The sequence below is a fragment of the Erythrobacter sp. GH1-10 genome (assembly GCF_045363165.1).
Taxonomy (GTDB): domain Bacteria; phylum Pseudomonadota; class Alphaproteobacteria; order Sphingomonadales; family Sphingomonadaceae; genus Erythrobacter.
Genome location: NZ_JBJFLP010000001.1, coordinates 871,130 through 894,424, shown reverse-complemented (window position 1 = coordinate 894,424; position 23,295 = coordinate 871,130). Strand labels below are relative to the sequence as shown.

At 63.9% G+C, this 23,295-nt stretch carries 25 protein-coding genes and 1 tRNA gene; 16 read left to right on the top strand and 10 right to left on the bottom strand.

Annotated features, from left to right (window positions below):
- Positions 1-57: 57 nt before the first annotated feature.
- A complete protein-coding gene (locus ACI5KX_RS04425) occupies positions 58-1,602 on the top strand; it encodes an acyl-CoA carboxylase subunit beta (RefSeq protein WP_406809460.1) in 1,545 nt (514 codons plus the stop codon).
- A 107-nt stretch (positions 1,603-1,709) separates the two neighbouring features.
- On the opposite strand, the gene ACI5KX_RS04420 is transcribed toward ACI5KX_RS04425, so the two are convergent.
- Positions 1,710-3,023 carry a multidrug effflux MFS transporter gene (locus ACI5KX_RS04420; protein ID WP_406809459.1) on the bottom strand — a complete coding sequence of 438 codons (1,314 nt, stop codon included), beginning with the start codon at positions 3,021-3,023 and terminating at the stop codon, positions 1,710-1,712.
- A 77-nt stretch (positions 3,024-3,100) separates the two neighbouring features.
- Here ACI5KX_RS04420 and dinB point away from each other — a divergent pair, with 77 nt between their 5' ends.
- Positions 3,101-4,222 carry a DNA polymerase IV gene (gene dinB / locus ACI5KX_RS04415; protein WP_406809458.1) on the top strand — a complete coding sequence of 374 codons (1,122 nt, stop codon included), beginning with the start codon at positions 3,101-3,103 and terminating at the stop codon, positions 4,220-4,222.
- Here the strand turns inward: dinB and ACI5KX_RS04410 are convergent.
- From ACI5KX_RS04410 to ACI5KX_RS04395, 4 genes are all read right to left on the bottom strand, one after another.
- Positions 4,219-4,695, bottom strand: coding sequence for an NUDIX hydrolase (locus ACI5KX_RS04410; RefSeq protein WP_406809457.1), 477 nt, complete (start codon positions 4,693-4,695; stop codon positions 4,219-4,221). The genes dinB and ACI5KX_RS04410 overlap by 4 nt on opposite strands.
- Before the next feature lie 10 nt (positions 4,696-4,705).
- Positions 4,706-5,377 (bottom strand): 6-phosphogluconolactonase, encoded by a 672-nt coding sequence (gene pgl / locus ACI5KX_RS04405; protein ID WP_406809456.1) that lies wholly within the window; start codon positions 5,375-5,377, stop codon positions 4,706-4,708.
- Positions 5,378-5,472: 95 nt separating this feature from the next.
- Positions 5,473-5,934, bottom strand: a complete 462-nt coding sequence (locus ACI5KX_RS04400) for a Dps family protein (protein ID WP_406809455.1) — start codon at positions 5,932-5,934, stop codon at positions 5,473-5,475.
- A 138-nt stretch (positions 5,935-6,072) separates the two neighbouring features.
- A complete protein-coding gene (locus ACI5KX_RS04395) occupies positions 6,073-6,630 on the bottom strand; it encodes a hypothetical protein (RefSeq protein WP_406811318.1) in 558 nt (185 codons plus the stop codon).
- A 122-nt stretch (positions 6,631-6,752) separates the two neighbouring features.
- Here ACI5KX_RS04395 and ACI5KX_RS04390 point away from each other — a divergent pair, with 122 nt between their 5' ends.
- The 3 genes from ACI5KX_RS04390 to ACI5KX_RS04380 are packed head-to-tail and all read left to right on the top strand — an operon-like array spanning position 6,753 to position 9,648.
- Entirely contained in the window at positions 6,753-7,547 is a 795-nt protein-coding gene (locus tag ACI5KX_RS04390) for an SDR family oxidoreductase (RefSeq protein WP_406809454.1), read from the top strand.
- Entirely contained in the window at positions 7,544-8,584 is a 1,041-nt protein-coding gene (locus tag ACI5KX_RS04385) for a glutathione S-transferase family protein (RefSeq protein ID WP_406809453.1), read from the top strand. The genes ACI5KX_RS04390 and ACI5KX_RS04385 overlap by 4 nt, the downstream gene beginning before the upstream one ends.
- Entirely contained in the window at positions 8,581-9,648 is a 1,068-nt protein-coding gene (locus tag ACI5KX_RS04380) for an NAD(P)-dependent alcohol dehydrogenase (RefSeq protein WP_406809452.1), read from the top strand. Before ACI5KX_RS04385 ends, ACI5KX_RS04380 begins: the two co-directional genes overlap by 4 nt.
- A 49-nt stretch (positions 9,649-9,697) precedes the next feature.
- Here ACI5KX_RS04380 and ACI5KX_RS04375 read toward each other — a convergent pair.
- Positions 9,698-9,771, bottom strand: a tRNA-Gly gene (locus ACI5KX_RS04375).
- A gap of 249 nt (positions 9,772-10,020) precedes the next feature.
- Here ACI5KX_RS04375 and ACI5KX_RS04370 point away from each other — a divergent pair.
- Positions 10,021-10,647: a hypothetical protein gene (locus ACI5KX_RS04370; protein ID WP_406809451.1), complete on the top strand. Its 627-nt coding sequence runs from the start codon at positions 10,021-10,023 to the stop codon at positions 10,645-10,647.
- 28 nt (positions 10,648-10,675) lie between these two features.
- Here ACI5KX_RS04370 and ACI5KX_RS04365 read toward each other — a convergent pair whose 3' ends face one another.
- Entirely contained in the window at positions 10,676-11,296 is a 621-nt protein-coding gene (locus tag ACI5KX_RS04365; protein WP_406809450.1) for a hypothetical protein, read from the bottom strand.
- Positions 11,297-11,580: 284 nt separating this feature from the next.
- On the opposite strand from ACI5KX_RS04365, the gene ACI5KX_RS04360 reads away from it, so the two are divergent.
- From ACI5KX_RS04360 to mmsB, 10 genes are all read left to right on the top strand, one after another.
- A complete protein-coding gene (locus ACI5KX_RS04360; RefSeq protein ID WP_406809449.1) occupies positions 11,581-12,150 on the top strand; it encodes a hypothetical protein in 570 nt (189 codons plus the stop codon).
- Positions 12,151-12,350: 200 nt separating this feature from the next.
- Positions 12,351-12,740, top strand: a complete 390-nt coding sequence (locus tag ACI5KX_RS04355) for a DUF411 domain-containing protein (protein WP_406809448.1) — start codon at positions 12,351-12,353, stop codon at positions 12,738-12,740.
- 113 nt (positions 12,741-12,853) lie between these two features.
- Positions 12,854-14,347: a CoA-acylating methylmalonate-semialdehyde dehydrogenase gene (locus ACI5KX_RS04350; protein WP_406809447.1), complete on the top strand. Its 1,494-nt coding sequence runs from the start codon at positions 12,854-12,856 to the stop codon at positions 14,345-14,347.
- Between the two features lie 5 nt (positions 14,348-14,352).
- Positions 14,353-14,844, top strand: coding sequence for a hypothetical protein (locus tag ACI5KX_RS04345; RefSeq protein WP_406809446.1), 492 nt, complete (start codon positions 14,353-14,355; stop codon positions 14,842-14,844).
- A 17-nt stretch (positions 14,845-14,861) separates the two neighbouring features.
- Complete coding sequence (locus ACI5KX_RS04340) at positions 14,862-15,182, top strand: I78 family peptidase inhibitor (protein WP_406809445.1); 321 nt, start codon at positions 14,862-14,864, stop codon at positions 15,180-15,182.
- A complete protein-coding gene (locus tag ACI5KX_RS04335; protein WP_406809444.1) occupies positions 15,179-15,568 on the top strand; it encodes a RidA family protein in 390 nt (129 codons plus the stop codon). Before ACI5KX_RS04340 ends, ACI5KX_RS04335 begins: the two co-directional genes overlap by 4 nt.
- Before the next feature lie 48 nt (positions 15,569-15,616).
- A complete protein-coding gene (locus ACI5KX_RS04330; protein WP_406809443.1) occupies positions 15,617-16,762 on the top strand; it encodes an acyl-CoA dehydrogenase family protein in 1,146 nt (381 codons plus the stop codon).
- Positions 16,763-16,773: 11 nt separating this feature from the next.
- On the top strand, positions 16,774-17,829 hold the full coding sequence (locus tag ACI5KX_RS04325; RefSeq protein ID WP_406809442.1) for an enoyl-CoA hydratase/isomerase family protein: 1,056 nt from the start codon (positions 16,774-16,776) through the stop codon (positions 17,827-17,829).
- Positions 17,826-18,620, top strand: coding sequence for an enoyl-CoA hydratase-related protein (locus tag ACI5KX_RS04320; protein ID WP_406809441.1), 795 nt, complete (start codon positions 17,826-17,828; stop codon positions 18,618-18,620). Before ACI5KX_RS04325 ends, ACI5KX_RS04320 begins: the two co-directional genes overlap by 4 nt.
- A gap of 60 nt (positions 18,621-18,680) precedes the next feature.
- Positions 18,681-19,583 (top strand): 3-hydroxyisobutyrate dehydrogenase, encoded by a 903-nt coding sequence (mmsB, locus tag ACI5KX_RS04315; RefSeq protein ID WP_406809440.1) that lies wholly within the window; start codon positions 18,681-18,683, stop codon positions 19,581-19,583.
- Here mmsB and ACI5KX_RS04310 read toward each other — a convergent pair.
- The 3 genes from ACI5KX_RS04310 to gcvPA are packed head-to-tail and all read right to left on the bottom strand — an operon-like array spanning position 19,570 to position 23,292.
- Positions 19,570-20,295, bottom strand: coding sequence for a hypothetical protein (locus ACI5KX_RS04310; protein ID WP_406809439.1), 726 nt, complete (start codon positions 20,293-20,295; stop codon positions 19,570-19,572). The two genes, mmsB and ACI5KX_RS04310, sit on opposite strands and share 14 nt — an antisense overlap.
- Before the next feature lie 16 nt (positions 20,296-20,311).
- Positions 20,312-21,919 carry an aminomethyl-transferring glycine dehydrogenase subunit GcvPB gene (gcvPB, locus tag ACI5KX_RS04305; protein ID WP_406809438.1) on the bottom strand — a complete coding sequence of 536 codons (1,608 nt, stop codon included), beginning with the start codon at positions 21,917-21,919 and terminating at the stop codon, positions 20,312-20,314.
- Positions 21,919-23,292, bottom strand: coding sequence for an aminomethyl-transferring glycine dehydrogenase subunit GcvPA (gcvPA, locus tag ACI5KX_RS04300; protein ID WP_406809437.1), 1,374 nt, complete (start codon positions 23,290-23,292; stop codon positions 21,919-21,921). The genes gcvPB and gcvPA overlap by 1 nt, the downstream gene beginning before the upstream one ends.
- Between the last annotated feature and the right edge of the window lie 3 nt (positions 23,293-23,295).

Below are 23,295 nucleotides of genomic sequence, written 5' to 3'. Positions count from 1 at the left end.
AAGCTCAGGATGAGCGGTTTTCTTGCGAACAGGCTCAGGGTGAGCGGAGGTTTCTGAATGTCGTGGCAAGCGGAACTTGAAGAGCTTAGAAAACGCGAAGCGCTCGCCGAACAGATGGGCGGCGAGGAGAAAGTCGCGCGCCAGCATGGCCGGGGCAAGATGGATGCCCGCGCGCGGCTTGCGGCTTTGTGCGACGACGGCTCGTTCCGCGAGATCGGCAAAATCGCGGGCAAGGGGCATTACGATGAGAACGGCGACCTTCAAGGCGTCACCCCCGCCCCGTTCCTGTTCGGCAAGGCGCTGATCAATGGCCGCCCGGTGGTCGCGACCGCCGACGATTTCACCATTCGCGGCGGCGCGGCGGATGCGGGGATCAGCCGCAAGATGGTGCAGGCCGAAAAGATGGCGCATGAACTCAAGCTGCCGATCGTCCGCATGATCGACGGCACCGGCGGCGGCGGCTCGGTCAAGACGCTCGAACAGATCGGCGCGACCTATATCCCCGCTGTGCCCGGCTGGGGCGACGTGGTCGAGAACCTCGACACCGTGCCGGTGGTCGCGCTGGCGCTCGGCCCGACCGCAGGCCTCGGCGCGGCGCGCACCGTCGCCAGCCATTACTCGATCATGGTGCGCGGGCTCAGCCAGATCTTCGCCGCCGGTCCCGCCGTGGTCGGGGCCATGGGTGCGAGCTACGAGCAGAACGCAGATCACGCACGGGCCAAGGAGGAACTCGGCGGCGCGGACATCCACACCCGCAACGGCGTGGTCGACGACGAGGTCGGCTCCGAGGCCGAGGCCTTCGCCCGCGCGCGGCACTTCCTTTCGTTCATGCCCGAACATGTCGGCCAGCTGGCACGCCGTTCGAACTGCACCGATCCGGTCCACCGCAAGGAAGAGGCGCTGCTGAGCCTCGTCCCGCACGATCCCAAGGCGGTCTATTCGATGCGCCGCTGCATGGGACTCGTCTTCGACCAGGGCACGGTGTTCGAGATCGGCAAGATGTGGGGCCGCGCGGCGATCACCGCGCTCGCCCGGCTCGACGGCTGGCCGGTCGCGGTGGTGGCGAGCGATCCTTCGTATCTCGGCGGGTCGTGGGAGGCGAAGACGAGCGAGAAGGTCGAACGCTTCGTCAAGCTCGCCGACCAGTTCCGGCTGCCGATCGTCCACCTCGTCGACAATCCCGGCTTTATGATCGGCCGCGAGGCGGAGATGGCGGGCACGATCCGCTATGGCGTGCAGGCCATGAACGCGATCTACAAGGCGAGTGTTCCACTCGCGAGCATCGTTCTGCGCCGCGCCTATGGCATTGCGGGAAGCGCGATGAGCAATGCCGAGCGCTATCAATACCGGTTTTGCTGGCCTTCGGGCGACTGGGGCAGCCTGCCGATCGCGGGCGGGCTCGAGGTCGCGTACAAGTCCGAACTGGAAGCGAGCGACGATCCCGAGGCCGAACTCGAAGCGATCAGGGAGCGGCTGGCGAAGGTCACCTCGCCCTTCCGCAGCGCGGAACGCTTCAATGTCGAAGACATCATCGACCCGCGCGACACGCGCCCGCTGCTATGCGAATTCGCCGAACTGGCTTGGAGAAAGCTGGAGTCTTGATTTACGCACGCCATACGGCGCGCGATTTCCTCGCTCACGCGACCTGAAGGTCGCATCGCTGCGGGCGCGCGGTCGCGCTTGCGGTCGCTGCGCGACCGGCCCTTCCCTTACTCCGCAGGAGTAGCGCCCGGACCCATTTCGGCTTCGGGCGGGCCGAACAGCTTGCCCTTTTCGCTGTAGAGCACCAGCGCGAGGCAGATAAGGCCGCTCGCCAGCAAAGCCAGCGCAAGCGGCTGCGCGGTCCCGTCGAACGCATAGCCGATCCCGGCCCCGATCAGCGCGGCCAGCGTCAGCCGGATAAAGCCGTGCATCGAGCTCGCCGCCCCTGCAATCGCATAGAACGGGTTCATCGCGATCGAGCCGAAATTACTGCCGATAAAGCCGAGCAGCATCATGTTCACCGCCATCAGCGGAACGAACTGCCAAAGGCTCTCGTCGGGCTGGAACGCGAAATAGACCTGCGCGCTGGCGACGCATATGAACGCGATCAGCGCGGTGTGGCTCACCCGCCGCGCACCGAAACGCTCGACGATGCGGGAATTGGACCAGCTCGCAATAGCCATCGATCCGGCGCAGATGCCGAACACGATCGGGAAGATATCGCCCGCGCCGAAAGTTTCGGTGATGAGCTGCTGCGAGGAATTGATGAAGCCGAACAGCGCGCCGAACACCAGCGCCCCGCCGAAGACGTATCCGACAACGCTCGACAGGCTCATCGCATGGAGCATGTTGCGGCCGATGATTGCCGGGCGGATTTCCTGGCGGTTTTCCTCGGTCAGCGTTTCCGGCAGGCGGAAATAGGCCCAGGTGCCGATGAGCACGCCCTGCAGCGCCATGGCGAGGAAGATCGCGCGCCAATCGGCCACCAGCAGGATCAATTCGCCCACGCTCGGTGCGAGCGCGGGGACCATCAGGAAGATCACGAAGATGAGGCTCATCATGCGCGCCATCTTGTCGCCGCCCACACGATCGCGGATGATCGCCGGCGGCAGCGCGACGATGCCTGCACCGAAAAAACCCTGCGCCGCGCGGATCGCGATCAGCGCCTCGAACGAGGTTGCGAGCGCGCTCGCGATCGACAGCACGATATAGACCCCGATCGATGCGAACAGCACCGGGCGTCGCCCGAACCGGTCGGCAAGCGCTCCGGGAACAAGCGCCCCGATCCCGGCGGTGAGGAGGTAGACCCCGACCACGAATTGCCGCTCGTTGCCGGGCACGTTCAGCGCCAGCGAAAGCTCGTCGAGCGCGGGCAATATCGCATCGATACCGAAAGCCTGCAGGGCCATCAGCATCGCCATCATCCAGATGAGCTCGGTCTCGCCCAGGGTCTTCCGGGGCGTCCGCGCAGGGGCAGCGGTGGTCGCCATCGGCGGCCCTTTGCCCTGAGGCTCGCCGGAAGACCACTGTTCTTTTCGCATGTGCACAAAATCGCTCAACGGGTGGAAAGTTCCGGCAACAGTTTCTTCAGGAGCGGCAAGCTCCTATTCTGCGCTGCATGGCGGATACGGGCGACATCGATGACAGCGAAGAGGCCGCGGGCCTGCGCAAGATCATCCATGTCGACATGGATGCCTTCTTCGCCAGCGTCGAACAGCGCGACAATCCCGAGCTGCGCGGCAAGCCGGTCGCGGTTGGCGGTTCGGGCGGACGCGGCGTGGTCGCGGCGGCGAGCTACGAGGCGCGCAAGTTCGGGGTCCGCTCGGCCATGCCCTCGGTCACGGCCAAGCGGCTGTGCCCCGACCTTATCTTCGTGCGCCACCGCTTCGATGCCTACAAGGAGGCGAGCCGCCAGATCCGGTCGATCTTCGAGCATCACACCCCGCATGTCGAACCGCTAAGCCTCGACGAGGCCTATCTCGACGTGACCGAGGACCGGCTCGGCATCGGCACCGCGACCCGCATTGCCGAGCTGATCCGGCAGGAGATCAAGGCGAAGACAAAGCTGACCGCGAGCGCCGGCGTGAGCTACAACAAGTTCCTCGCCAAGCTCGCCAGCGACCAGAACAAGCCCGATGGGTTGTGCGTGATCCGCCCGGGGCAAGGCGCGGATTTCGTCGCCGGGCTGCCTATCCGGCGTTTCCACGGGGTCGGACCCAAGGCGGAAGAGAAGATGAAACGGCTCGGGATCGCGACCGGTGCGGACCTCGCGGCGAAGGACATCGATTTCCTGCGCGCCAATTTCGGCTCTTTCGCCGATTACCTCTACCGCGCGGCGCGAGGAATCGACCTGCGGCCCGTGCGCGCGCACCGCGTGCGCAAGTCGGTTGGCGGGGAACGCACCTTCAGCGAGGATATCTCCAGCGGCGCGGCGCTGCGCGACACGCTCGAAAACATTATCGACATCGTGTGGGACCGGATCGAGAGCGCGAAGGCTCGCGGGCGGACAGTGACGCTCAAGGTCAAGTTCACCGATTTCCAGAACATGACGCGCGCCAAGTCCGTGCCGCACTGGGTCGAGGACAAGGCGGAATTTGCGAGACTGAGCCGCGAACTGCTCGAAGAAGCGCTGCCGCTCCCGATGCCGATCCGGCTGATGGGATTGACGCTGTCGAACCTCGACCGCGGCGAGGACAAGGAAGCCCCGCGCGCCGACGACGCGCAGCTTTCGCTGCTTTAGACTTTGGTCCCGCGCGCCTTCCAGAACTCGAGCCGCTTGCGCGTAACCTCGCCGAGCGGCTCCGGGAGTGAGTGCGACGGAAAGAACCGCGCGATATCGACTTCGCGCCGGTCGGGCTTTGGCCGCGCATCGCAGGTAGCGGCAAACAGGTATGCGGTGTGCTGCGAGCCCGACAATTCTTCCTCGATCGTGCCGATCGCCTCGATCGCGCTGATTGTTATTCCCAGCTCCTCGCGGACTTCACGCTTGGCGCATTCCGCGGGATCCTCGCCGCGCTTCAGCCCACCACCGGGCAGCGCCCAGACCTCGGGACCGTAGGAGTGGCGCAGAAGCAGAACATCGCCGTTGAAATTGCTGATGACAACGCTCACCCCGGCGATCGGGGAGCCACGCCATTTGCGCCAGCGATGGCGAAGCCTGTGCGCGATCGGCATGAGCGCGCGATGGATCGGCGCGGGAAGGACATGGGGCATGGGCAGACGACTAAACGAAGAATGTGACCGGGCGCAGATGATCTTCGTTGCGGGCCGCGAGCAGCCGGGTGATCGGCAGGTCGTGTTCGCCCTTGAGTGCGCCATCCAGCACCGCGCGTTTATCCTCGCCACGCGCGACGAAAACGAATTCATCGCTGTTGAGCAGCGCGCGCATCGTCAGCGTTACCCGGTCGAACGGCGCTTCGGGCGGAAGCGGATCGGGGGTCAGGCGGCGCAGGGCGATACCCTCTTCGATCTGCGGATCGGTGTTGGGGAACAGCGAGGCGATGTGCCCGTCCGCGCCCATGCCGAGCCAGACCAGCCCGAATTCGGGAATATGCGCGCTTTCGAAGCTCATGGTCCCGCTATCGGGAACCGCCAGCGCCTTGACCTCGACGCCGACCGGTTCGAGCAGCGCGCGCAGCTTGCCGGTGTTGCTCGCGGCATGGTCCTCGGGAACGATCCGGTCGTCGGTGGGATAGGCCTTGACCCGCGACCAATCGAGATTGCGGCGGACCAGCTGCTCGAGAATCGGGAACGGAGTCGAGCCGCCCGGAAGCGCAATCGCGACCGGGCCATCTGTACTTTCGAGCGCGCGGGCAAGCCGCCCTTCAAGCCAGTCGGCGATCTGGGTGTCGGTCGCGTTTTCAAGGATGTTCACGTCGGTGATCGGAAAAGTCATGGTGTCTCCAATAGCAAAAGAGCCGCTTCCGGCTAGGCGGAAACGGCCCTTTGATGTGGACGCCTCTTAGGCGCCTTCTGTTGTAGTTTCCCGTGTTAGGCGAGCAGCGACTTGAGGAACCACACGCGCTCTTCGGCCATGTCGGTCCAGTCGTCGATCAGTCCATCGGTCGCGTTGTCGCCTGCCTGATCGGCAAGATCCTTCATCGACTTCAAGCGTTCGACCATGCGGCTGTTATCGTCGCGCAGTTCCGCGATCATGTCTTCGGCGGAAAGGTCGGCCTTGTCCTGATCCTTCACCTGGGTGTGCTGCGCAATCATGCCCATCGAGGTGATCGTGTCGCCGCCCAGTTTCCGGGCGCGTTCACCGATCGCATCGATCTGGTCGCGAATTTCAATCGCCTGTTCGTCGAACAGCAGGTGCAGGTCGCGAAATCGCGGGCCCTTCACGTGCCAGTGAAAATTCTTGGTCTTCACATAGAGCGCGAAATGATCGGCCAGCAGGCCATTGATTTCGGCGACGAGTGCGGTTTTCGAATTGTTGTTGGGGTCAAGCATATGTTGTCCTCCTTCTTACCTGTTTGCGATACCCGACAAGAGATCGGGCGCTATTTGTCTGTTCACTCTATCAACGGGTCGGAAGGCGTAAGGTTTCGAGAAATTCCAGTTCGCATTAATCGGACTTATCGATCAATATCACGCGTAACGAGCGTTCAATCCGATAAATAGCGCCGCAACAATCGAACACAGCGCGAGTGCAAATCTCAGATATCGCAGCGGAAATGTCTCGAGCGCGGCCTGCCCGGCGAACCAGCCGAGCGCAATCGCCGCCGCTCCTCCGAGCGCCCCTCCGATGATCGTCGTCACCGGGTAGACCGCCTGCGCGGCGAAGGCGAAGATCACGAAGCGGGCGGCGTCCGAAATCTGCCGGGCAAGCAGCACGACCGCAATCGCGACGTAGCTGCGCGTCGGCTCTTTCATCGGCTTCAGGCGCACTTCCCACCCCAGTTCGAAAGCGGCGATCGCGAGCGCGATGGCAACCAGCATGTCGGCAGCGCGCGATGGCAGCAGTGCAGCGATGCTCCACCCTGCCCACGCCATCACTGCTGCGCTCGCCATTGCACACGCCATGCCGACCAGCAGGAGCGGCACCGAACGCCCGACAGCGTCGGAGAATTGCCCGACGATCAGCTGGTCGCGCCCGCCGAGCGCGATGGTGAATGTCAGCAGCAAGGTGAGCAGGAAACTGTCCATCACGGACCGGCTCTAGCCCGCACTTCTCCGGCGTGCCAGCCGTTCCTTCTGCACCATTTTGGCGGGTAGCCGCGCTCCGTCATTGGGCGTAGGCAAGGCGCAACGGCTTCAGGGGAGAGAGCATGAAACTGGAAGCAGGCATGGCCGCGGTCGTCACCGGCGGCGCATCGGGCCTCGGCCGGGCGAGCGCAAAGGCGCTGGCCGACGCGGGGCTCAAGGTCGCGATCTTCGACATCAACGACGAGGCGGGCGAGGAACATGCCGCCGCGATCGGCGGGACCTTCCACCATGTGAACATCATGGACGAAGACAGCGTCGAAGCGGGCTTCGCCGCAGCGCGTGCCGCCAACGGGCAGGAACGCTACACCGTCCACTGCGCGATGGCGTCGAAGCGCGGCAAGACGCTGGGCTGGGACAAGGAAAGCGGCGGCTACAAGCGCCTGCCGACCGAAGACTACGCCTTCGGTGCCGAGGGCATTCTCGTCGCCAGCTACCGCGTCGCCAGCATCTCGGCGCTGGGCATGGCCAACAGTGAGCCGCTCAACGAGGATGGCGAGCGCGGCGCGATCACGCTCACCGCCAGCGTCGCCGCGCAAGACGGGCAGATCGGGCAGGTGATTTACGGATCGTACAAGTCGGGCGTGAACGGGCTTGTGCTGCCGATGGCGCGCGACCTGATGGATATCGGCATTCGTGTGAACTCGGTGATGCCCGGCATCTTCGCGACGCCGCTGATGCTCGGGATGAAGGACCGCAATCCGCAGATGTGGGACCAGCTCAACGCCAGCGTCCCCTTCCCCAAACGGCTCGGGCATCCCGAGGAATTCGCATCGCTGATCATGGAGATCGCGCGCAATTCCTACATCAACGGTCACCAGTTCCGGCTCGATGGCGCGATCCGGATGCCGCCGAAATGACCGGGAAAAAGCGGCTCGAATTCTTCGGCAACCCCTCCTCCCCCTACTCGCGCAAGATGCTTGCGCTGTTGCGTTACCGGCATATCCCGCATTCGGTGATGTGGGGATCGCCTGCTTCGGCGCCCGAAGGCTACCCTCGCCCCAAGGTGGGCCTGCTCCCGACCTTCTATTTCCCAACGGAAGACAATGGGCTTGAAGCGATGGTCGATTCCACTCCGATCGCGCAACGCCTCGAGCGCGAATATCCCGGTCGCAGCGCGATGCCCGCAGACCCCGAGCTCGCGTTCTATGCTGCGCTCTTGGAGGACTATGCCGACGAATGGCTGACAAAGCCGATGTTCCATTACCGCTGGCATCACAGCGCTGATCGTGAACACGCCGGGCGCTTCCTCGCTTTCACATCCGACACGACCCTCGAAGGGGAAACCGCCGATGCAGCGGCCGGGGCATTCACCAAGCGGCAGTTCGAACGGCTTTATGTCGTGGGATCGAACGTGCGGACAGCGAACGCGATCGAGGCGAGCTATCGGCGGTTCGTTACACTGCTCGACGGCTTGCTGGCCAAGCGCCACTTCATGCTGGGCGACCGGCCAAGCATCGCGGATTTCGCGATCTATGGGCAGTTGACCCAGCTGGGGCTGGTCGACCCAACCCCGCGCGCAACACTGCTGGAGCACGCGCCGCGCCTCGAGGCGTGGATCTGGATGACAGACGATCTTGCCGGGCTCAAGCCGGAGCCGGGAGACTGGATGAGCGCGAGTGCAGCGCGAGAGGAGCTTGCCCCGCTTATCGGCGAGATCGCGAGGACCTATCTCCCCGTGCTCATCGCAAATGCTCGCGCAGTGACCAATCAGGAGCAGGTCTTCACAACCGAAGTTTGCGGCAGCGAATGGACCCAGCCGACATTTTCCTATCACGCAAAATGCCTCTCGGAGTTGCGTGCCGGCTTTGCCGCGCTGCCCGCCAACGCGAAATCGGCTGCATCGGACACGCTGCGAGCTAATGGCTGCGCCGCATTGATTGAGGAGCAAGTATGACCACAGCAACAAATGAATACCCGACCAAGGCCTATGGCGCGACTGCGCCCGACAGCGGAGTCGGTCCGATGGAGATCACCCGCCGCGGCCTGCGCGACGACGATGTCCTGATCGAGATCAGCCATTGCGGCATCTGCCATTCGGACCTGCATTCCGCGCGCAACGACTGGGGTCGCACGACCTATCCGATCGTGCCCGGGCACGAGATCGTCGGTACGGTGAGCGCGGTCGGCGACGGCGTCACCCGTCACAATGTCGGCGACCGGGTCGCGATCGGCTGCATGGTCGACAGCTGCCTCGAATGCTCGCACTGCGAGCAGGATCTTGAGCAGTATTGCAAGGAAGGCATGGTCGGCACCTATAACGGCACCGACAGGCGCGACGGCACGCCCACCTTTGGCGGCTATTCCGAGCGCATCGTGTGCCGCGAGGAGTTCGTCCTCAAGGTGCCCGAGGGCATGCCGATGGCCGAAGCCGCCCCGCTGCTGTGCGCGGGCATCACCAGCTATTCCCCGCTGCGCACCTGGAACGTCGGCCCGGGCAGCAAGGTCGCGGTCGCGGGGCTTGGCGGGCTCGGCCATATGGGCGTGAAACTCGCTGCCGCGATGGGGGCGGAGGTAACCGTCCTCAGCCGCAGCGAAAGCAAGCGCGAAGACGCCGAAAAGCTCGGCGCGCACGCCTTCCTCAACACCACCGACAAGGAAGCGGTGAAGGCCGCCCGCGGCACCTTCGACATGGTGCTCAACACGATCCCCGTGCGGCATGACGTCACCCCCTATCTCCACCTGCTCAAGATCGACGGTGTTCAGGTGCTGGTCGGCATGATCGACATGATGCCGGAATTGCACACCGGCGTTCTGCTGGGGCGCAAGGTGCTCACGGGCAGCGGAATCGGCGGGCTCGCCGAAACGCAGGAAATGCTCGATTTCTGCGCCGAGAAGGGGATCCTGCCCGAGATCGAGACGATCGCCATGCAGGATATCCAGACCGCCTACGACCGGATGGAAGCGAGCGACATCAAGTACCGCTTCGTGATCGACATGGAGAGCTTGCGCGAGGGGTGAACCGGCGGTTTCCGGTTCGCAATCACACCAACTAGTTTTCCGCTAAAGTTGGAGCGGGTGAAGGGAATCGAACCCTCGTCTTAAGCTTGGGAAGCTCCTGCTCTACCATTGAGCTACACCCGCCCGCTTCGCAGTCGGTCGAATAGCGCTTCGGCCTGGGACTGTCGACTTGCGGCTCCGCGGCTCTCTAGTCCTTGCAGCCGGCGGGTCAATGCGTTTTCGACTCGCCGAGAATTCCGATGCGGACTGGCGGCCTCGTCCTGCCGTTGCGGCTCGATTTGCGTCGCAAGCGGGCATGCCATAGCCTCGGAGCCGCGCGCGTCACGGAGCGGGCGCCGGGGCAGACATCAGACGAGGACATGGGGGCACATTATGCGCGGGTTTATAACGGTATCGGCCATCGCTTTCTTCAGTGCGGCGGTTGCGGGTTGCGGCGGCGAAGCGAGCGAGGCCACATCAGGAGCCGGAGAAACCGCAGGAGAGGATGCTACCGCCAGCGCCGGGCCAGGCGACGAGGCGCTCCAGGCGGCATCCGCTGCCGGAAACACGGCGAGGGAGGCAGCCGTTTCCAGCGGTGTCGCCGGCGCAATGACCGCGACCGTGAACGGCGAACCCAAGACCTTCTACATCGAGGGTGACAGCAACCTGATCGACTGGAAAGTGGCCGAAGACGGTTCCACCCGCGTCGAGATCATCGGCTCGCCGGTCGCGGACGATTGGGAGTGGAAGGGCTCGATGGAGCTCACTTTCAACGTCTCCGGTTCAACGGTGTCCGATCCGCAGATCATCTTCCGCTCGATGGGCTCGACCGACTTTCACCGCACGACAAGCGGCGACATCGTCGTCGGTGATATCCGGACAGATGGCGATACGCTGACAGTCTCCGGAAGCTTTTCCGGCACGCTGACCTATCAGTCGTTCAAGGATATCCCGCTTGAGGGCTATCCCGATCAGATCAGCATCAATGACGGCGCGTTCTTCGCATCGTTCGACAAATAGATCTTTCTGACTGAACCGGTAATCCTGCCTACATATCCATCATATTGAGGTTGGTGCACCCCAGGAAGACGTCGAAATCGACCGTGACCGATGCTTCGTCTCCGCTCTGGCGCTCTACCAGATCGCCGGAGAAGGTGCCCTTCATCCTCCCGTTCATGCCGCCGCCCTTGTGCTCGGTGATGGTGAGTTCCCCGGGCCCTTCGTATTGGAGCGGGACATTGATACCCTCCAATTCAGGATGCGGCACATTGCCGTTCATCCATCTGATCTCTTCCACCGGGAAGGTGCCCGTTTGCCCCGCTTCGATGGGAAATCTCCCGTCAAAGGCGACGTAGAACCCGCTCGGCGATCGCGCATTCGCATTGTCCATGAAGCCGAACGATACGCCCTCGCCCTGCGCGCATCCGCCTGTGAGTGAAAGATCTTCGACCTCGTATTCGTGCCTGACTTCGGCAGCCCCGGTTTGTGAGAAGTCCAATTTGGCGATCATGTTGTTGGGGCGCTCGGATGCTTGATCGGCCTGCGCGCCGACTTCTTCCTCCGAAGAACCTCCGGGAATCGCCCCCTCGCTCTCGACGTCTGATCCGCCGCATGCGGCCAAGGCAATCATCCCGGAAACAAGTGCGGCGTTGCGAATGAATATGACCATGGTTCCCCCTAGATGTAGATCTTCAGGACCGCCTGTTGCGGTCGGTTTCGTCCAGATCGTTCGAAACGGAGGCGCGCGGTTCCCATCCCCCTAGATGGATTTTGCGCATTCCCTGTAAGCCGCCTCACGGAATCGAATATCGATCACCCGGCGCCCGGTTTGTTCTTGTTTTCGTCAGGGACTGGAGGGTTACCATAGATCGACCGGCCTTGGCGAGGGCCCGACTTTGCACACCTCCGGCGTGTGCGGTACCATCCCGATCTGTCCGATTGGGGGGACTTTCCATGTTTGCAGTTCCAAAGCCGCTGGCGCGCCTCGTCCCGCTTGCGTTTGCAGCCATACTGGGCGGATGCTGGATATCCGCCGAACCGCTCGTGACCGACCGGAATGCAGCGACAGTTCCGTTCGAAGGCACCTATGCCTCCTCCGATGGAGACGACGAAACTGTCTCGATCCTGGCCGCGCCAAGCGGAAAGGGATACAATTTCAACCAAGGCGACGAGAGTGTCGAGGTGCATTTCATCGCGATCGGCAACGGATGGTACGTTTTGCAGATGATCGATCCGGTGAAGGAGCCACAGGATATCGATCTGGGCCCCGACCTTACGGGCAAACGCGTGCCGACAGGTCTTGCCAATTATCAGCTGCTGGGGCTGTCGGGCGATGTGATCCGGATATTCAAGACCGAATGCACCGAAGACGTCGCCGCCCTTTCAGGCGTTGAAAAAGACCGAAACGCGTGCGTGATCGAAGATCTGGCAAGCCTGCGGGCAGCCGCCCGGGTTCTGGCCACCTCGATTGTCGAGGGCAGGACAGATCCGGAAGTCCAGGAACTGCGCCCGCTAGGGCCCTGACCAGTTCAGCTCCGATCAATCGCACTTCCGCTTGAGCGTGATAGTCCTTAGGAAATCCCCACGTCAGCCAATCGCCATTGCGTTCTGAGAAAGCCATCATGTTTGCACGTTTCGCATCCTTCTATCGAAAATCCTTGCCGGCGGGACTTGCCTTCCTTGCCATCCTTGGAAGCAGCGCCGCTTACGCCGCCGACGCCACCATGTTCCGCAGCCCCACCTGCGGGTGCTGCACGGAATGGCTCAAGCACCTGCGCGAGCAATGGGCGGCCAATGGCGACGCCGGCGAAATCCGTTCGGTCGATTCGACTTCGATGCAGGCGCTCAAGGTCAGGCTCGGCGTGCCGCCGCAGCTTTCGTCGTGCCACACCACGCTGGTCGATCGCTACGTCATCGAAGGGCACGTGCCCGCCGCCGATATCCGGCGACTGCTCAAGGAACGGCCCGAAGGCGTCCGGGGCCTCGCGGTCGCTGGGATGCCGGTCGGTTCACCCGGCATGGAGCACGGCGATCACCGGCAGGCTTTTCAGGTGATCGCGTTCGGCCCCGACGGGACCAGCGTCTGGGCGAGCTATCCGGCGAGCGGTTCCTGATCCCGAGCGGGCCGATAATCCGGCCCGTTCAGCACTTTTCCTAGGGTCTGGGCCCTTGCCGCTGCGCCGCTGCTGATGCATTGGCTGCGGCAAGGAAGAGGAGATTCACCCCCATGCGCCAGATCGACCATTTCATCGTCGGCGACACCCCCGCCGCCAACCGCAAACACCAAGTCTGGAACCCGTCGACGGGAGAAGTCCAGGCCGAAGTCGCTCTCGGCGATGCGGCGCTGCTCGACACAGCGGTGGCGACCGCCAGGAAGGTGCAGCCCGAATGGGCCGCGACCAACCCGCAGAAACGCGCCCGCGTGATGTTCAAGTTCAAGGAACTGGTCGAGGCGAACAAGCAGGAACTCGCCGAGCTTCTGTCGAGCGAGCACGGCAAGGTCGTCGACGACGCCCACGGCGACGTGCAGCGCGGGCTCGAAGTGATCGAATTCGCCTGCGGGATCCCGCACGTGCTGAAGGGCGAATACACGCAAGGAGCCGGGCCCGGCATCGACGTTTATTCGATGCGCCAACCGCTCGGGATCGGTGCAGGCATCACGCCGTTCAACTTCCCGGCGATGATCCCGATGTGGATGTTCGGCATGGCGATCGCGGCGGGCAATGCCTTTATCCTCAAGCCCTCCGAACGCGATCCCAGCGTGCCGGTGCGCCTCGCCGAGCTGTTCGTCGAAGCGGGCGCGCCCGAAGGGCTGTTGCAGGTCGTCCACGGCGACAAGGAAATGGTCGATGCGATCCTCGATCATCCCGACATCCCGGCAATCAGCTTCGTCGGGTCGTCGGACATCGCGCAGTATATCTACTCGCGCGGCACTGCGAACGCGAAGCGCGTGCAGGCTTTCGGCGGCGCGAAGAACCACGGCATCGTCATGCCCGACGCCGATCTCGACCAGGTGGTGAACGATCTCGCAGGTGCGGCTTTCGGCTCGGCGGGCGAACGCTGCATGGCGCTGCCGGTCGTCGTCCCGGTGGGCGAAGACACCGCCGACCGGCTCAGGGAAAAGCTGATCCCCGCAATCAATGGCCTTCGGGTTGGCGTCTCGACCGATCCCGATGCGCATTACGGCCCCGTAGTAACGCCCGAACACAAGGCGCGGGTCGAACAGTGGATCACGACCGCCGAGGAAGAAGGCGGCGAGATCGTGATCGACGGGCGCGGTTTCAGCCTGCAAGGGCATGAGGACGGTTTCTTCGTCGGCCCGACCCTGATCGACCGCGTGACCCCGCAGATGAAGAGCTACCAGGAAGAGATTTTCGGCCCGGTGCTGCAGATCGTGCGTGCCAAAGACTTCGAGGACGCGCTGCGCCTGCCGAGCGAGCACCAGTACGGCAACGGTGTCGCGATCTTCACCCGCAACGGCCATGCCGCGCGCGAATTTGCCGCTCGCGTCAATGTCGGCATGGTCGGGATCAACGTTCCGATCCCGGTTCCGGTCAGCTACCACTCGTTCGGCGGCTGGAAGCGTTCGGGCTTCGGCGACATCGACCAGTACGGCATGGAAGGCATGCGGTTCTGGACCAAGGCGAAGAAGATCACCCAGCGCTGGCCCGATGGCGGCGGCGACGGGTCGAACGCCTTCGTCATTCCGACGATGGGGTGACCGCGATGAAGCAATGTCTCGTTGCGGCTGCGCTCCTTACCCTGTCCGCATGCGGCAATCCCACGGCGAAGTCGGACGATCCCATTCCAGAGCCCGCGCCGACCGACACGCCGATGCCGGTCGAACCCGATGGCGGCATCGGTGACGGAGCGGGTCCGCCCGGGGACGCAGAAGCGATCGCCTCAAACACGATCCCGGTGCGCTTTCATGGCGCGTGGGATTATGAAGGCGGAACCTGCGACGATGCCTCCGATATGCGGATGGAAATCTCCGGCAGCGAGATCCTGTTCTACGAATCAATCGGCCAGGTCACCGCTGTGAAAGCCGAAGGTGACGACATCGTCGCGACGCTCGACATGGAGGGCGAAGGCGAGACGTGGAAGCAGTCAACGCGGCTCTCGCTGAGGGGCTCCGGAGACGGGGAGCGATTGCACTCTTCCGACGGAGAGCTTCCGAAAAAGGAAGACGAATATCCAAGCAAACGCTGTCCGGTATGACACGCAGGAGAAGACCCATGCGCACCCCGACCGTCCTTGCAATTGTGGCCGCGTGCCTCACCGCTTGCAGCACCGGTTACGGCGCCAGCGAGCCGGTCTCCTCGACACCCGAGCCGGCCGAAAAGCCCGCTACCTTCCGCTGCGATGCAGCACCTGTGCAGTACCATGTCGGCCATAAGGCGACGCAGGCAATGGGCGCGGCGATCCTAAAGGAAAGCGGCGCGAAGACGCTGCGCTGGGGCCCGCCCGACAGCGCCTGGACGATGGACTATCGCGATGACCGCGTGAACGTGCGCTACGACCGCGACATGGTCATCACCGCTGTGACTTGCGGATGAGCGCCCGGCAGCGCGCCTCTTCCGGCTCTCCCTTCGAAGCGCAGTTCGGATTCTGCCGCGCGGTGCGAACCGGCAACCGGATCGTCGTTGCCGGAACCGGACCGATCGAAGACGACGGCAAAACCACCCCCGGCGGGGCAGCCGAGCAGGCCGAGCGCTGCCTTGCCCTGATCGTCCGCGCGATCGAGCAACTCGGCGGTTTGGCATCCGACGTCGTGCGCACCCGCATGCTGCTCACCGACTTCGACGATCAGGAAGCCGTCGGCGCAGTCCATGCGCGATTCTTCGGCGCTTCCCCGCCTGCCGCAACAATGGCCGGCGTCGCATGGCTTTGCCGCAAGGAATGGAAAGTCGAAATCGAGGCCGAGGCAATAGTCGAAGACTAACGTTTCAGAGCCTTCACTATACGCATTCGAGGGGCTAGTTAGCGCGCCATGACAGGACAATTTCAACTCACCGACGATCAGCTTGCGATCCAGGAAATGGCGCAGCGCTTCACCGCCGACAACGTCACCCCGCATGCCGGGGAATGGGATGAAAGGCACCACTTCCCCAAGGACGTGATCAAGCAGACCGCCGAACTCGGTTTCGGCGCGATCTATGTGTCCGAGGAATCGGGCGGCATCGGCCTGGGCCGGCTCGAAGCCGCGCTGATCATGGAGGCGATGGCCTATGGCTGCCCGACCACCAGCGCCTTCATCTCGATCCACAACATGGCCGCCTGGATGATCGACCAGTTCGGCGGCGAGGGTGTGAAGGCGAAGTATCTTCCCGATCTCGTCACGATGGACAAGATCGCGAGCTACTGCCTGACCGAACCGGGCAGCGGATCGGACGCAGCGGGGCTCAAGACCAGCGCGCGGTTGGACGGCGATCACTACGTCGTCAACGGCACCAAACAGTTCATCTCGGGCGGCGGCGTCAACGATGTCTACGTGACGATGGTGCGCACCGATGATCACAAGACCAAGGGCATCACCTGCCTTGTGGTCGACAAGGACACGCCGGGCGTCAGCTTCGGCGCGCCGGAAAAGAAGCTGGGCTGGAACGCTTCCCCGACCGCGCAGGTGATCTTCGAGGATGCCCGCGTGCCGGTCGAGAACCGCGTTGGCGACGAAGGCGAAGGATTTCGTTTCGCGATGATGGGGCTCGATGGCGGGCGGCTCAATATTGGCGCATGTTCGCTCGGCGGGGCTCAGCGCTGCCTCGACGAGGCGGTCGCCTACACCAAGGATCGCAAGCAGTTCGATCAACCGGTGGCGGACTTCCAGAACACCCAGTTCATGCTCGCCGACATGGCGACCGATCTCGAAGCCGCGCGCGCGCTACTCTATCTCGCGGCAGCCAAGGTCACCGACAATGCGCCCGACAAGTCGCGCTTCTCCGCGATGGCCAAACGGCTCGCGACCGACAACGGCTCGAAGGTCGTCAACGATGCGCTGCAGCTGTTCGGCGGCTACGGTTATCTCAAGGATTACCCGATCGAACGCTTCTGGCGTGACCTCAGGGTGCATTCGATCCTCGAAGGCACCAATCAGGTGATGCGCATGATCGTTGGTCGCGATCTCCTGCGCCAGTGAGGACGCCATCGATGACAGACGACGTAGTTATCCGCGCGAACGGCTCTATCGGCCATATCTCGCTCAACCGCCCCAAGGCGCTGCACGCGCTCACGCTCGATATGTGTCACGCGATGAGCGCGGCGCTGTCCGAGTGGGAGAACGACGACGCGATCGAGGCGGTGATCCTCGATCATGACGAGGGACGCGGCTTTTGCGCGGGCGGCGACATCAACCTGCTGCGCGAATCCGCCCTCAACGATGGCGGCGTGTCCGGCCGCAAGTTCTTCCACGACGAATACCAATTGAACCACCAGATGTTCACCTATCCCAAGTCGATCGTGGCTTTCATGGATGGCATCACGATGGGCGGCGGCGTGGGCATCTCGCAGCCGTGCAAGTTCCGCGTTGCGACCGAGAACACACGTTTCGCCATGCCGGAGACGGGTATCGGGCTTTTCCCCGATGTCGGCGGCGGCTGGTATCTCTCGCGAATCGGCGGGAGGCTGGGCCAGTTCCTCGCGCTGACCGGCGCGCGGCTCGACGGCGCGGAGACGCTGTGGACAGGGCTCGCGACGCATTATGTGCCGAGCGAAATGCTCGAAGACATCAAGGCGCGGATCGTCGAACGACCGGGCCGGATCGCAGGCATACTGTCCGAACCGGTCGGCACGCCGCCCAAGGCGCGGATCGAGGAAAACGCCCTCAAGATCGCAAAACACTTCGCCTCCGACAGCTACGAAGACATCCTCGCGAGTCTCGAAGCCGCGATCGAGGATGGCGACGACTGGGCACAGAAGGAACGCGACACGCTGGGCACAAAGAGCCCGCAGACCTGCAAGGTCGCGCTGCGCCAGCTGGCGGAAAGCAAGGAGCTCACCGATTTCGCCGACAATATGCGGATGGAATACCGCATTGCCTCGCGCGTGCTCACCCGCCCCGATTTCGCCGAGGGCGTCCGCGCGGTGATCGTCGACAAGACATTCGATCCGAAGTGGGATCCTCCCACCCCCGAAGGCGTGACCGAAGAGCTGCTCGACAGCATCTTTGCGCCGCTGCCTGCCGATGAAGAATGGAAACCCCTATGAGCTACGAAACCATCCTGGTCGAAAAGAACGCGCAGGGCACGAAGGGCGTCACGTTGATGACGCTCAACCGCCCGCAAGCGCTGAATGCGCTCAATTCCAAGGTTCTCGATGAACTGATCGAAGCCTTCGCCGACTACCAGGCCGACGCCAGCCAGCTGTGTGCGGTGCTGACCGGGTCGGGCGAGAAAGCCTTCGCCGCCGGCGCGGACATCAAGGAGATGAGCGAAAAGGCTGCGGCGGATTTCTATCTCGACGATTTCTTTGCGCCGTGGACCAGCGAGATCGTGAAGAAGACCCGCAAGCCGTGGATCGCGGCGGTGAACGGCTTCGCGCTGGGCGGTGGGTGCGAACTCGCCATGATGGCGGACTTCATCATCGCTTCGGACAACGCAAAATTCGGCCAGCCCGAAATCAAGCTCGGCGTCGCCCCCGGCATGGGCGGTTCGCAGCGCCTGACCCGCGCGATCGGCAAGTCGAAATCGATGGAAATGTGCCTCACGGGCCGGATGATGGGCGCCGAGGAAGCCGAACGCGCGAACCTGATCGTTCGCGTGGTGCCGCAAGCGGAGCTGCTCGCCGAAGTGCTCAAGACCGCTGCGACCATCGCTTCGATGCCGCCGATGGCAACCATCGCGAACAAGGAAATGGTCAACAGCGCGTTCGAAATGACGCTCGATCAGGGCCTGATCGTCGAACGCCGCATCTTCCAGATCCTCACTGCGAGCGAGGACAAGAAGGAAGGCATGGCGGCGTTTATCGAGAAGCGCGAAGGCCAGTGGAAGGGGCGGTAGCTACCGCAGCCGTTCGCCTCGAGCGCAATCGAGAGGCGTCCGCGCAACTGTGCCTCGACTTTGCTCGACACGAACGGAACTTGGGAGAGTGACATGAAAATCGCATTCATCGGCCTCGGAAACATGGGCGGCGGAATGGCCGCGAACCTTGTGAAGGCGGGGCACAAGGTGCGCGCCTTCGATCTGTCCGAGGAAGCGCTGGCGCGCGCGAAGGAGGCCGGGTGCGAAACCTTCTCCAGCGTGCGCGAAGCGGTCGAGGGCGCCGAAGCGGTGGTCTCCATGCTGCCCAACGGCGCGATCGTGAAGGATGTCTACACCAAGGACGTGATCGGCCACACGCCGCACGCAGCCACGCTGATCGATTGCTCGACCATCGATGTCGCCACCGCACGCGAAGTCGCCGATGCGGCGCATGCGGAAGGCTACAAGATGGTCGACGCGCCGGTTTCGGGCGGGATCGCGGCGGCCAATGCGGGCACGCTGACCTTCATGGTCGGCGGCGAAATTCACGCCTTCGATGCCGCTAAGCCCGTGCTCGAAGCGATGGGCAAGGCGGTGATCCACGCCGGTGCCGTCGGCAACGGGCAAGCGGCCAAGATCTGCAACAACATGCTGCTCGCGATCCACATGGCCGGGACCTGCGAAGCCTTCAAGATGGCGGAAAAACTCGGGCTCGACCCGCAGACCTTCTACGACATCTCGAGCGTCTCGTCGGGCCAGAACTGGTCGATGACGAGCTATTGCCCGGTCCCAGGAGTCGGCCCACAAGCGCCATCCGACAATGATTACCAAGGCGGATTTGCGACCGCGCTGATGCTCAAGGATCTGCGGCTTGCGATGGAAGCTGCCGAGAACGCCGACGCCGCGGTGCCGATGGGGTCGCGCGCAGCCGCGCTCTATGAGGATTTCACGGGCGCGGGCAATGGCGGGCTCGATTTCTCGGCGCTGATCAAGACCTATTGATCTGCGCTATCATCGCATCAAGCCATTCGCGCGGGGCCTGCCGTCGCCCGATATCGGCGACGAATTCCTGACCGCGCGCGACGCTGCGGAGCTTGCCTCCGCGTAGCCACCGATCCTCGCGGTCGTGATAGGAGAGACCGCCGCGCTTCAGCCAGTGCGGCCGCTGCCACAAGCTCGGCGGACCACCCGGAACCGTCAGCCGCAACGCGTCGCTTGCGCGGTTGGCGGCGCGCCCCTCGCCGCGCCAGATCACGTCGTTGGCGCTGTGCATCGCGAGCGCATGCGGGTGCTTCAGGTCGATCAGTTCTGTCGGCACCTCATCGGCAAGCCGGATCACTTCTTCTACGCGCAGATAGCCGAAGATGCGGTGATGCGGCTCGCGCGTTACTTCTTCGGCGAAAAGTCCGAAGAACACGAAGACATCGCCGACACCGACGCCCTGCCCTTCGAGATGGGTCTGCGCGGCGCTGTGCTGGCCGAATACGCACGTGCCATCATCGCAGAACATCGGATCGTGATGACACAGGTCGTTCGGCCCCAGCTTGCCCCGGCTCGCTTTCGCCGCATGCTCGCCCAGCCCGAGCTCGGCATAGGTCGTTGCGCTTGCGGTCCCGGCCGGAATAGGCAGGCTCAGCGGGCGGCCGCCGACAATCGGCGACGGTCCGCCGCCCGCGCTGCTGTCGAACCCCTTGCGGCTGAAGACGATTTTCATCGGAGGTCTGCGCCTCCTAGCGGTCACCCTTTTCGTGGCGGGTCGGCTCGCCTCCCGGTGCAGCATCCTCCTCCCACGCCAGCTTCGGCTTGCGTGCCGCCTGGGTCTCGTCGAGCCTCCGTCGTGGCGCGTAATAGGGCGCCTGCTTCATCGTCTCGTCTCCCGCCAGCGCGCGCTCGGCAACGTTGCGGAAGGCTGCGATGAACTCGTCGAGCGAGGCCTTGCTCTCGGTCTCGGTCGGCTCGACCAGCATCGCGCCGTGGACCACAAGCGGGAAATACACCGTCATCGGGTGGTACCCCTCGTCGATCAGCGCCTTGGCGAGGTCGAGCGTCGACAGGTCGCCGCCGAAGCCCTTATCGCCGAACAGCGCCTCGTGCATGCACGGCCCGCTCCCGGCAAAGGGCGCGTGGAGCAGGTCTTCGAGACTGCGCAGCACGTAATTGGCGTTGAGGACCGCGTCCTCTGCCACCTGCTTCAATCCGTCCGCGCCGTGGCTGAGCATATAGGTCAGCGCGCGGGTGAACATCCCCATCTGACCATGGAAAGCGGTCATCCGGCCAAAGGTCTGGCCGCGCGTTTCCTCGCGCGCTTCCTCTTCGACCAGTTCGAACACCCCGTCTTCATTCTTCCGCACGAAAGGCAGCGGCGCGAACGGCGCGAGCGCTTCGGAAAACACCACCGGCCCCGAGCCCGGCCCACCGCCGCCGTGCGGGGTGGAGAAGGTCTTGTGCAGGTTGATGTGCATTGCATCGACGCCGAGATCGCCGGGGCGCACCCGGCCGACGATGGCGTTGAAGTTTGCACCGTCGCAATAGACATAGCCGCCCGCTTCGTGGACGGCGTCCGCAATCTCGCGGAAATCCTTTTCGAACAGCCCGCAAGTGTTGGGGTTGGTGATCATCACCGCCGCCACATCCGGTCCTAGGCGTTCCTTCAGCTTCGCGACATCGACGCGGCCTTCGGGCGTCGCGGGGATGTCTTCGACGCGGTAATTGGCGAAAGCGGCGGTGGCGGGATTGGTGCCGTGCGCGCTTTCAGGCACGAGCACGACTTCGCGGGCATCGCCGCGCGCCTCGTGCGCCGCGCGGATCGCGAGGATCCCGCACAATTCGCCATGCGCGCCCGCCTTGGGGCTCATCGCGACTGAAGGCATGCCGGTGAGGGTGCACAGCCAGTGGCCGAGCTGATGGATCACTTCGAGCGCGCCCTGCACGCTGTTCTGCGGCGCAAGCGGGTGGATATCGGCGAAGCCGGGCAGTCGCGCCATTTTTTCGTTGAGGCGCGGATTGTGCTTCATCGTGCAACTGCCGAGCGGGAACAGGCCGAGGTCGATGGCATAGTTCTGGCGGCTGAGGCGGGTGTAGTGGCGGACAGTCTCAGGCTCGGTCAGGCCGACGAGACCGATGGGTTCCGAGCGCTCAAGACCGCCGAGCCGCGTCGGCGCCGCGGGATCGATCTCGGGCAGGTCGACACCGGTCACCTCGGCATGACCGATCTCGAACAGCAGCGGCTCCTCGAGCATCAGTGCGCGGTTGCCGGTAACGGTCTGCGGGCCGTTGTGGAGACCGTCCTCGGCCACTTCCATCTGCGGCTTCCAACCGCTCTTGTTGGGGGCGTTCATTATACGGCCTCCTTCACGCTGCGTTCCAGCTCTGTCGCGAGCGTCTCGATATCATCTTCGGTGGTGGTCTCGGTCACCGCGACCAGCAATGCGTGTTCGAGTGCCTCTACGCCGGGGTAGAGCCGCCCGAGCGACACGCCGCCGAGCACGCCGCGATCGGCAAGGTCGCGGACGATTTCGCGCGCCGGCTTGCCTTCGAGCATCAGGGTGAACTCGTTGAAGAAAGCGTTGTTGAGCAGCTTCACCCCCGGCACTTTCACGAGCCGGTCGGCGGCAAGGCAGGCGAGACGGTGGTTCTCCGCAGCGAGTTCGCGCAGGCCCTTTTCGCCGAGCAGCGTCATGTGCACGCTGAAGGCGAGCGCGCACAGTCCGCTATTGGTGCAGATGTTCGAAGTCGCCTTCTCGCGGCGGATGTGCTGCTCGCGGGTCGAGAGCGTCAGCACGAAGCCGCGCTTGCCCTCGGCATCCACGGTCTCGCCGCACAACCGTCCCGGCATCTGACGGACATGCTTGGGATCGCGAACCGCGAACAGGCCGAGATACGGTCCGCCGAATTGCAGGCCGACCCCGATCGACTGGCCCTCTCCCACCACGATATCCGCGCCCATCTCGCCGGGCGAGGTGATCGCGCCGAGAGCCACCGGCTCGGTGTTGACCACGATCAGCAGCGCGCCCTTGGCATGCGCGGCCTCGGCCACCACCGAAAGGTCGCTGACCCGCCCGAGGATGTCGGGATACTGCACCACAACGCAGGCGGTCTCATCATCGATCCGGCTGACCAGGCCGTCGAGATCGGGCTCGGTCTGGATTGCGGGCTGCGCGTCGGCAATAGTGTCGCCGGTAAAGTGCGCCATGGTCCTGACAACCTGCGCGTAATGCGGGTGGAGCGCGCCCGAGAGCACCGCGCGTTTGCGCTTGGTGACGCGGTTCGCCATCGCCACCGCCTCCCAGCACGCGGTCGAACCGTCGTAGAGCGAGGCATTGGCCACCGCGCAGCCGTAGAGCCGCGCGACCTGTGTCTGAAATTCGAACAGCATCTGCAACGTGCCTTGCGCGATCTCGGGCTGGTAGGGGGTGTAGGCGGTGAGGAATTCGCCGCGCTGGATCACGGTGTCTACCGTTGCTGGAACGTGATGGCGGTATGCCCCCGCGCCGAGGAAGAACGGCGCATCGCCTGCGGCGAGGTTCTTGCTCGCGAGCGCCTTCATGTGCCGCTCGACAGCCATCTCGCTCGCATGCATCGGCAAGTCGCGGATCGGCCCATCGAGCTGAGCAACGGCGGGCACATCGACGAACAGGTCGTCGATCGAAGCCGCGCCGATTGTCGCCAGCATATCGCTGCGGTCGGTGTCGGTTAAGGGCAAGTAACGCATCAA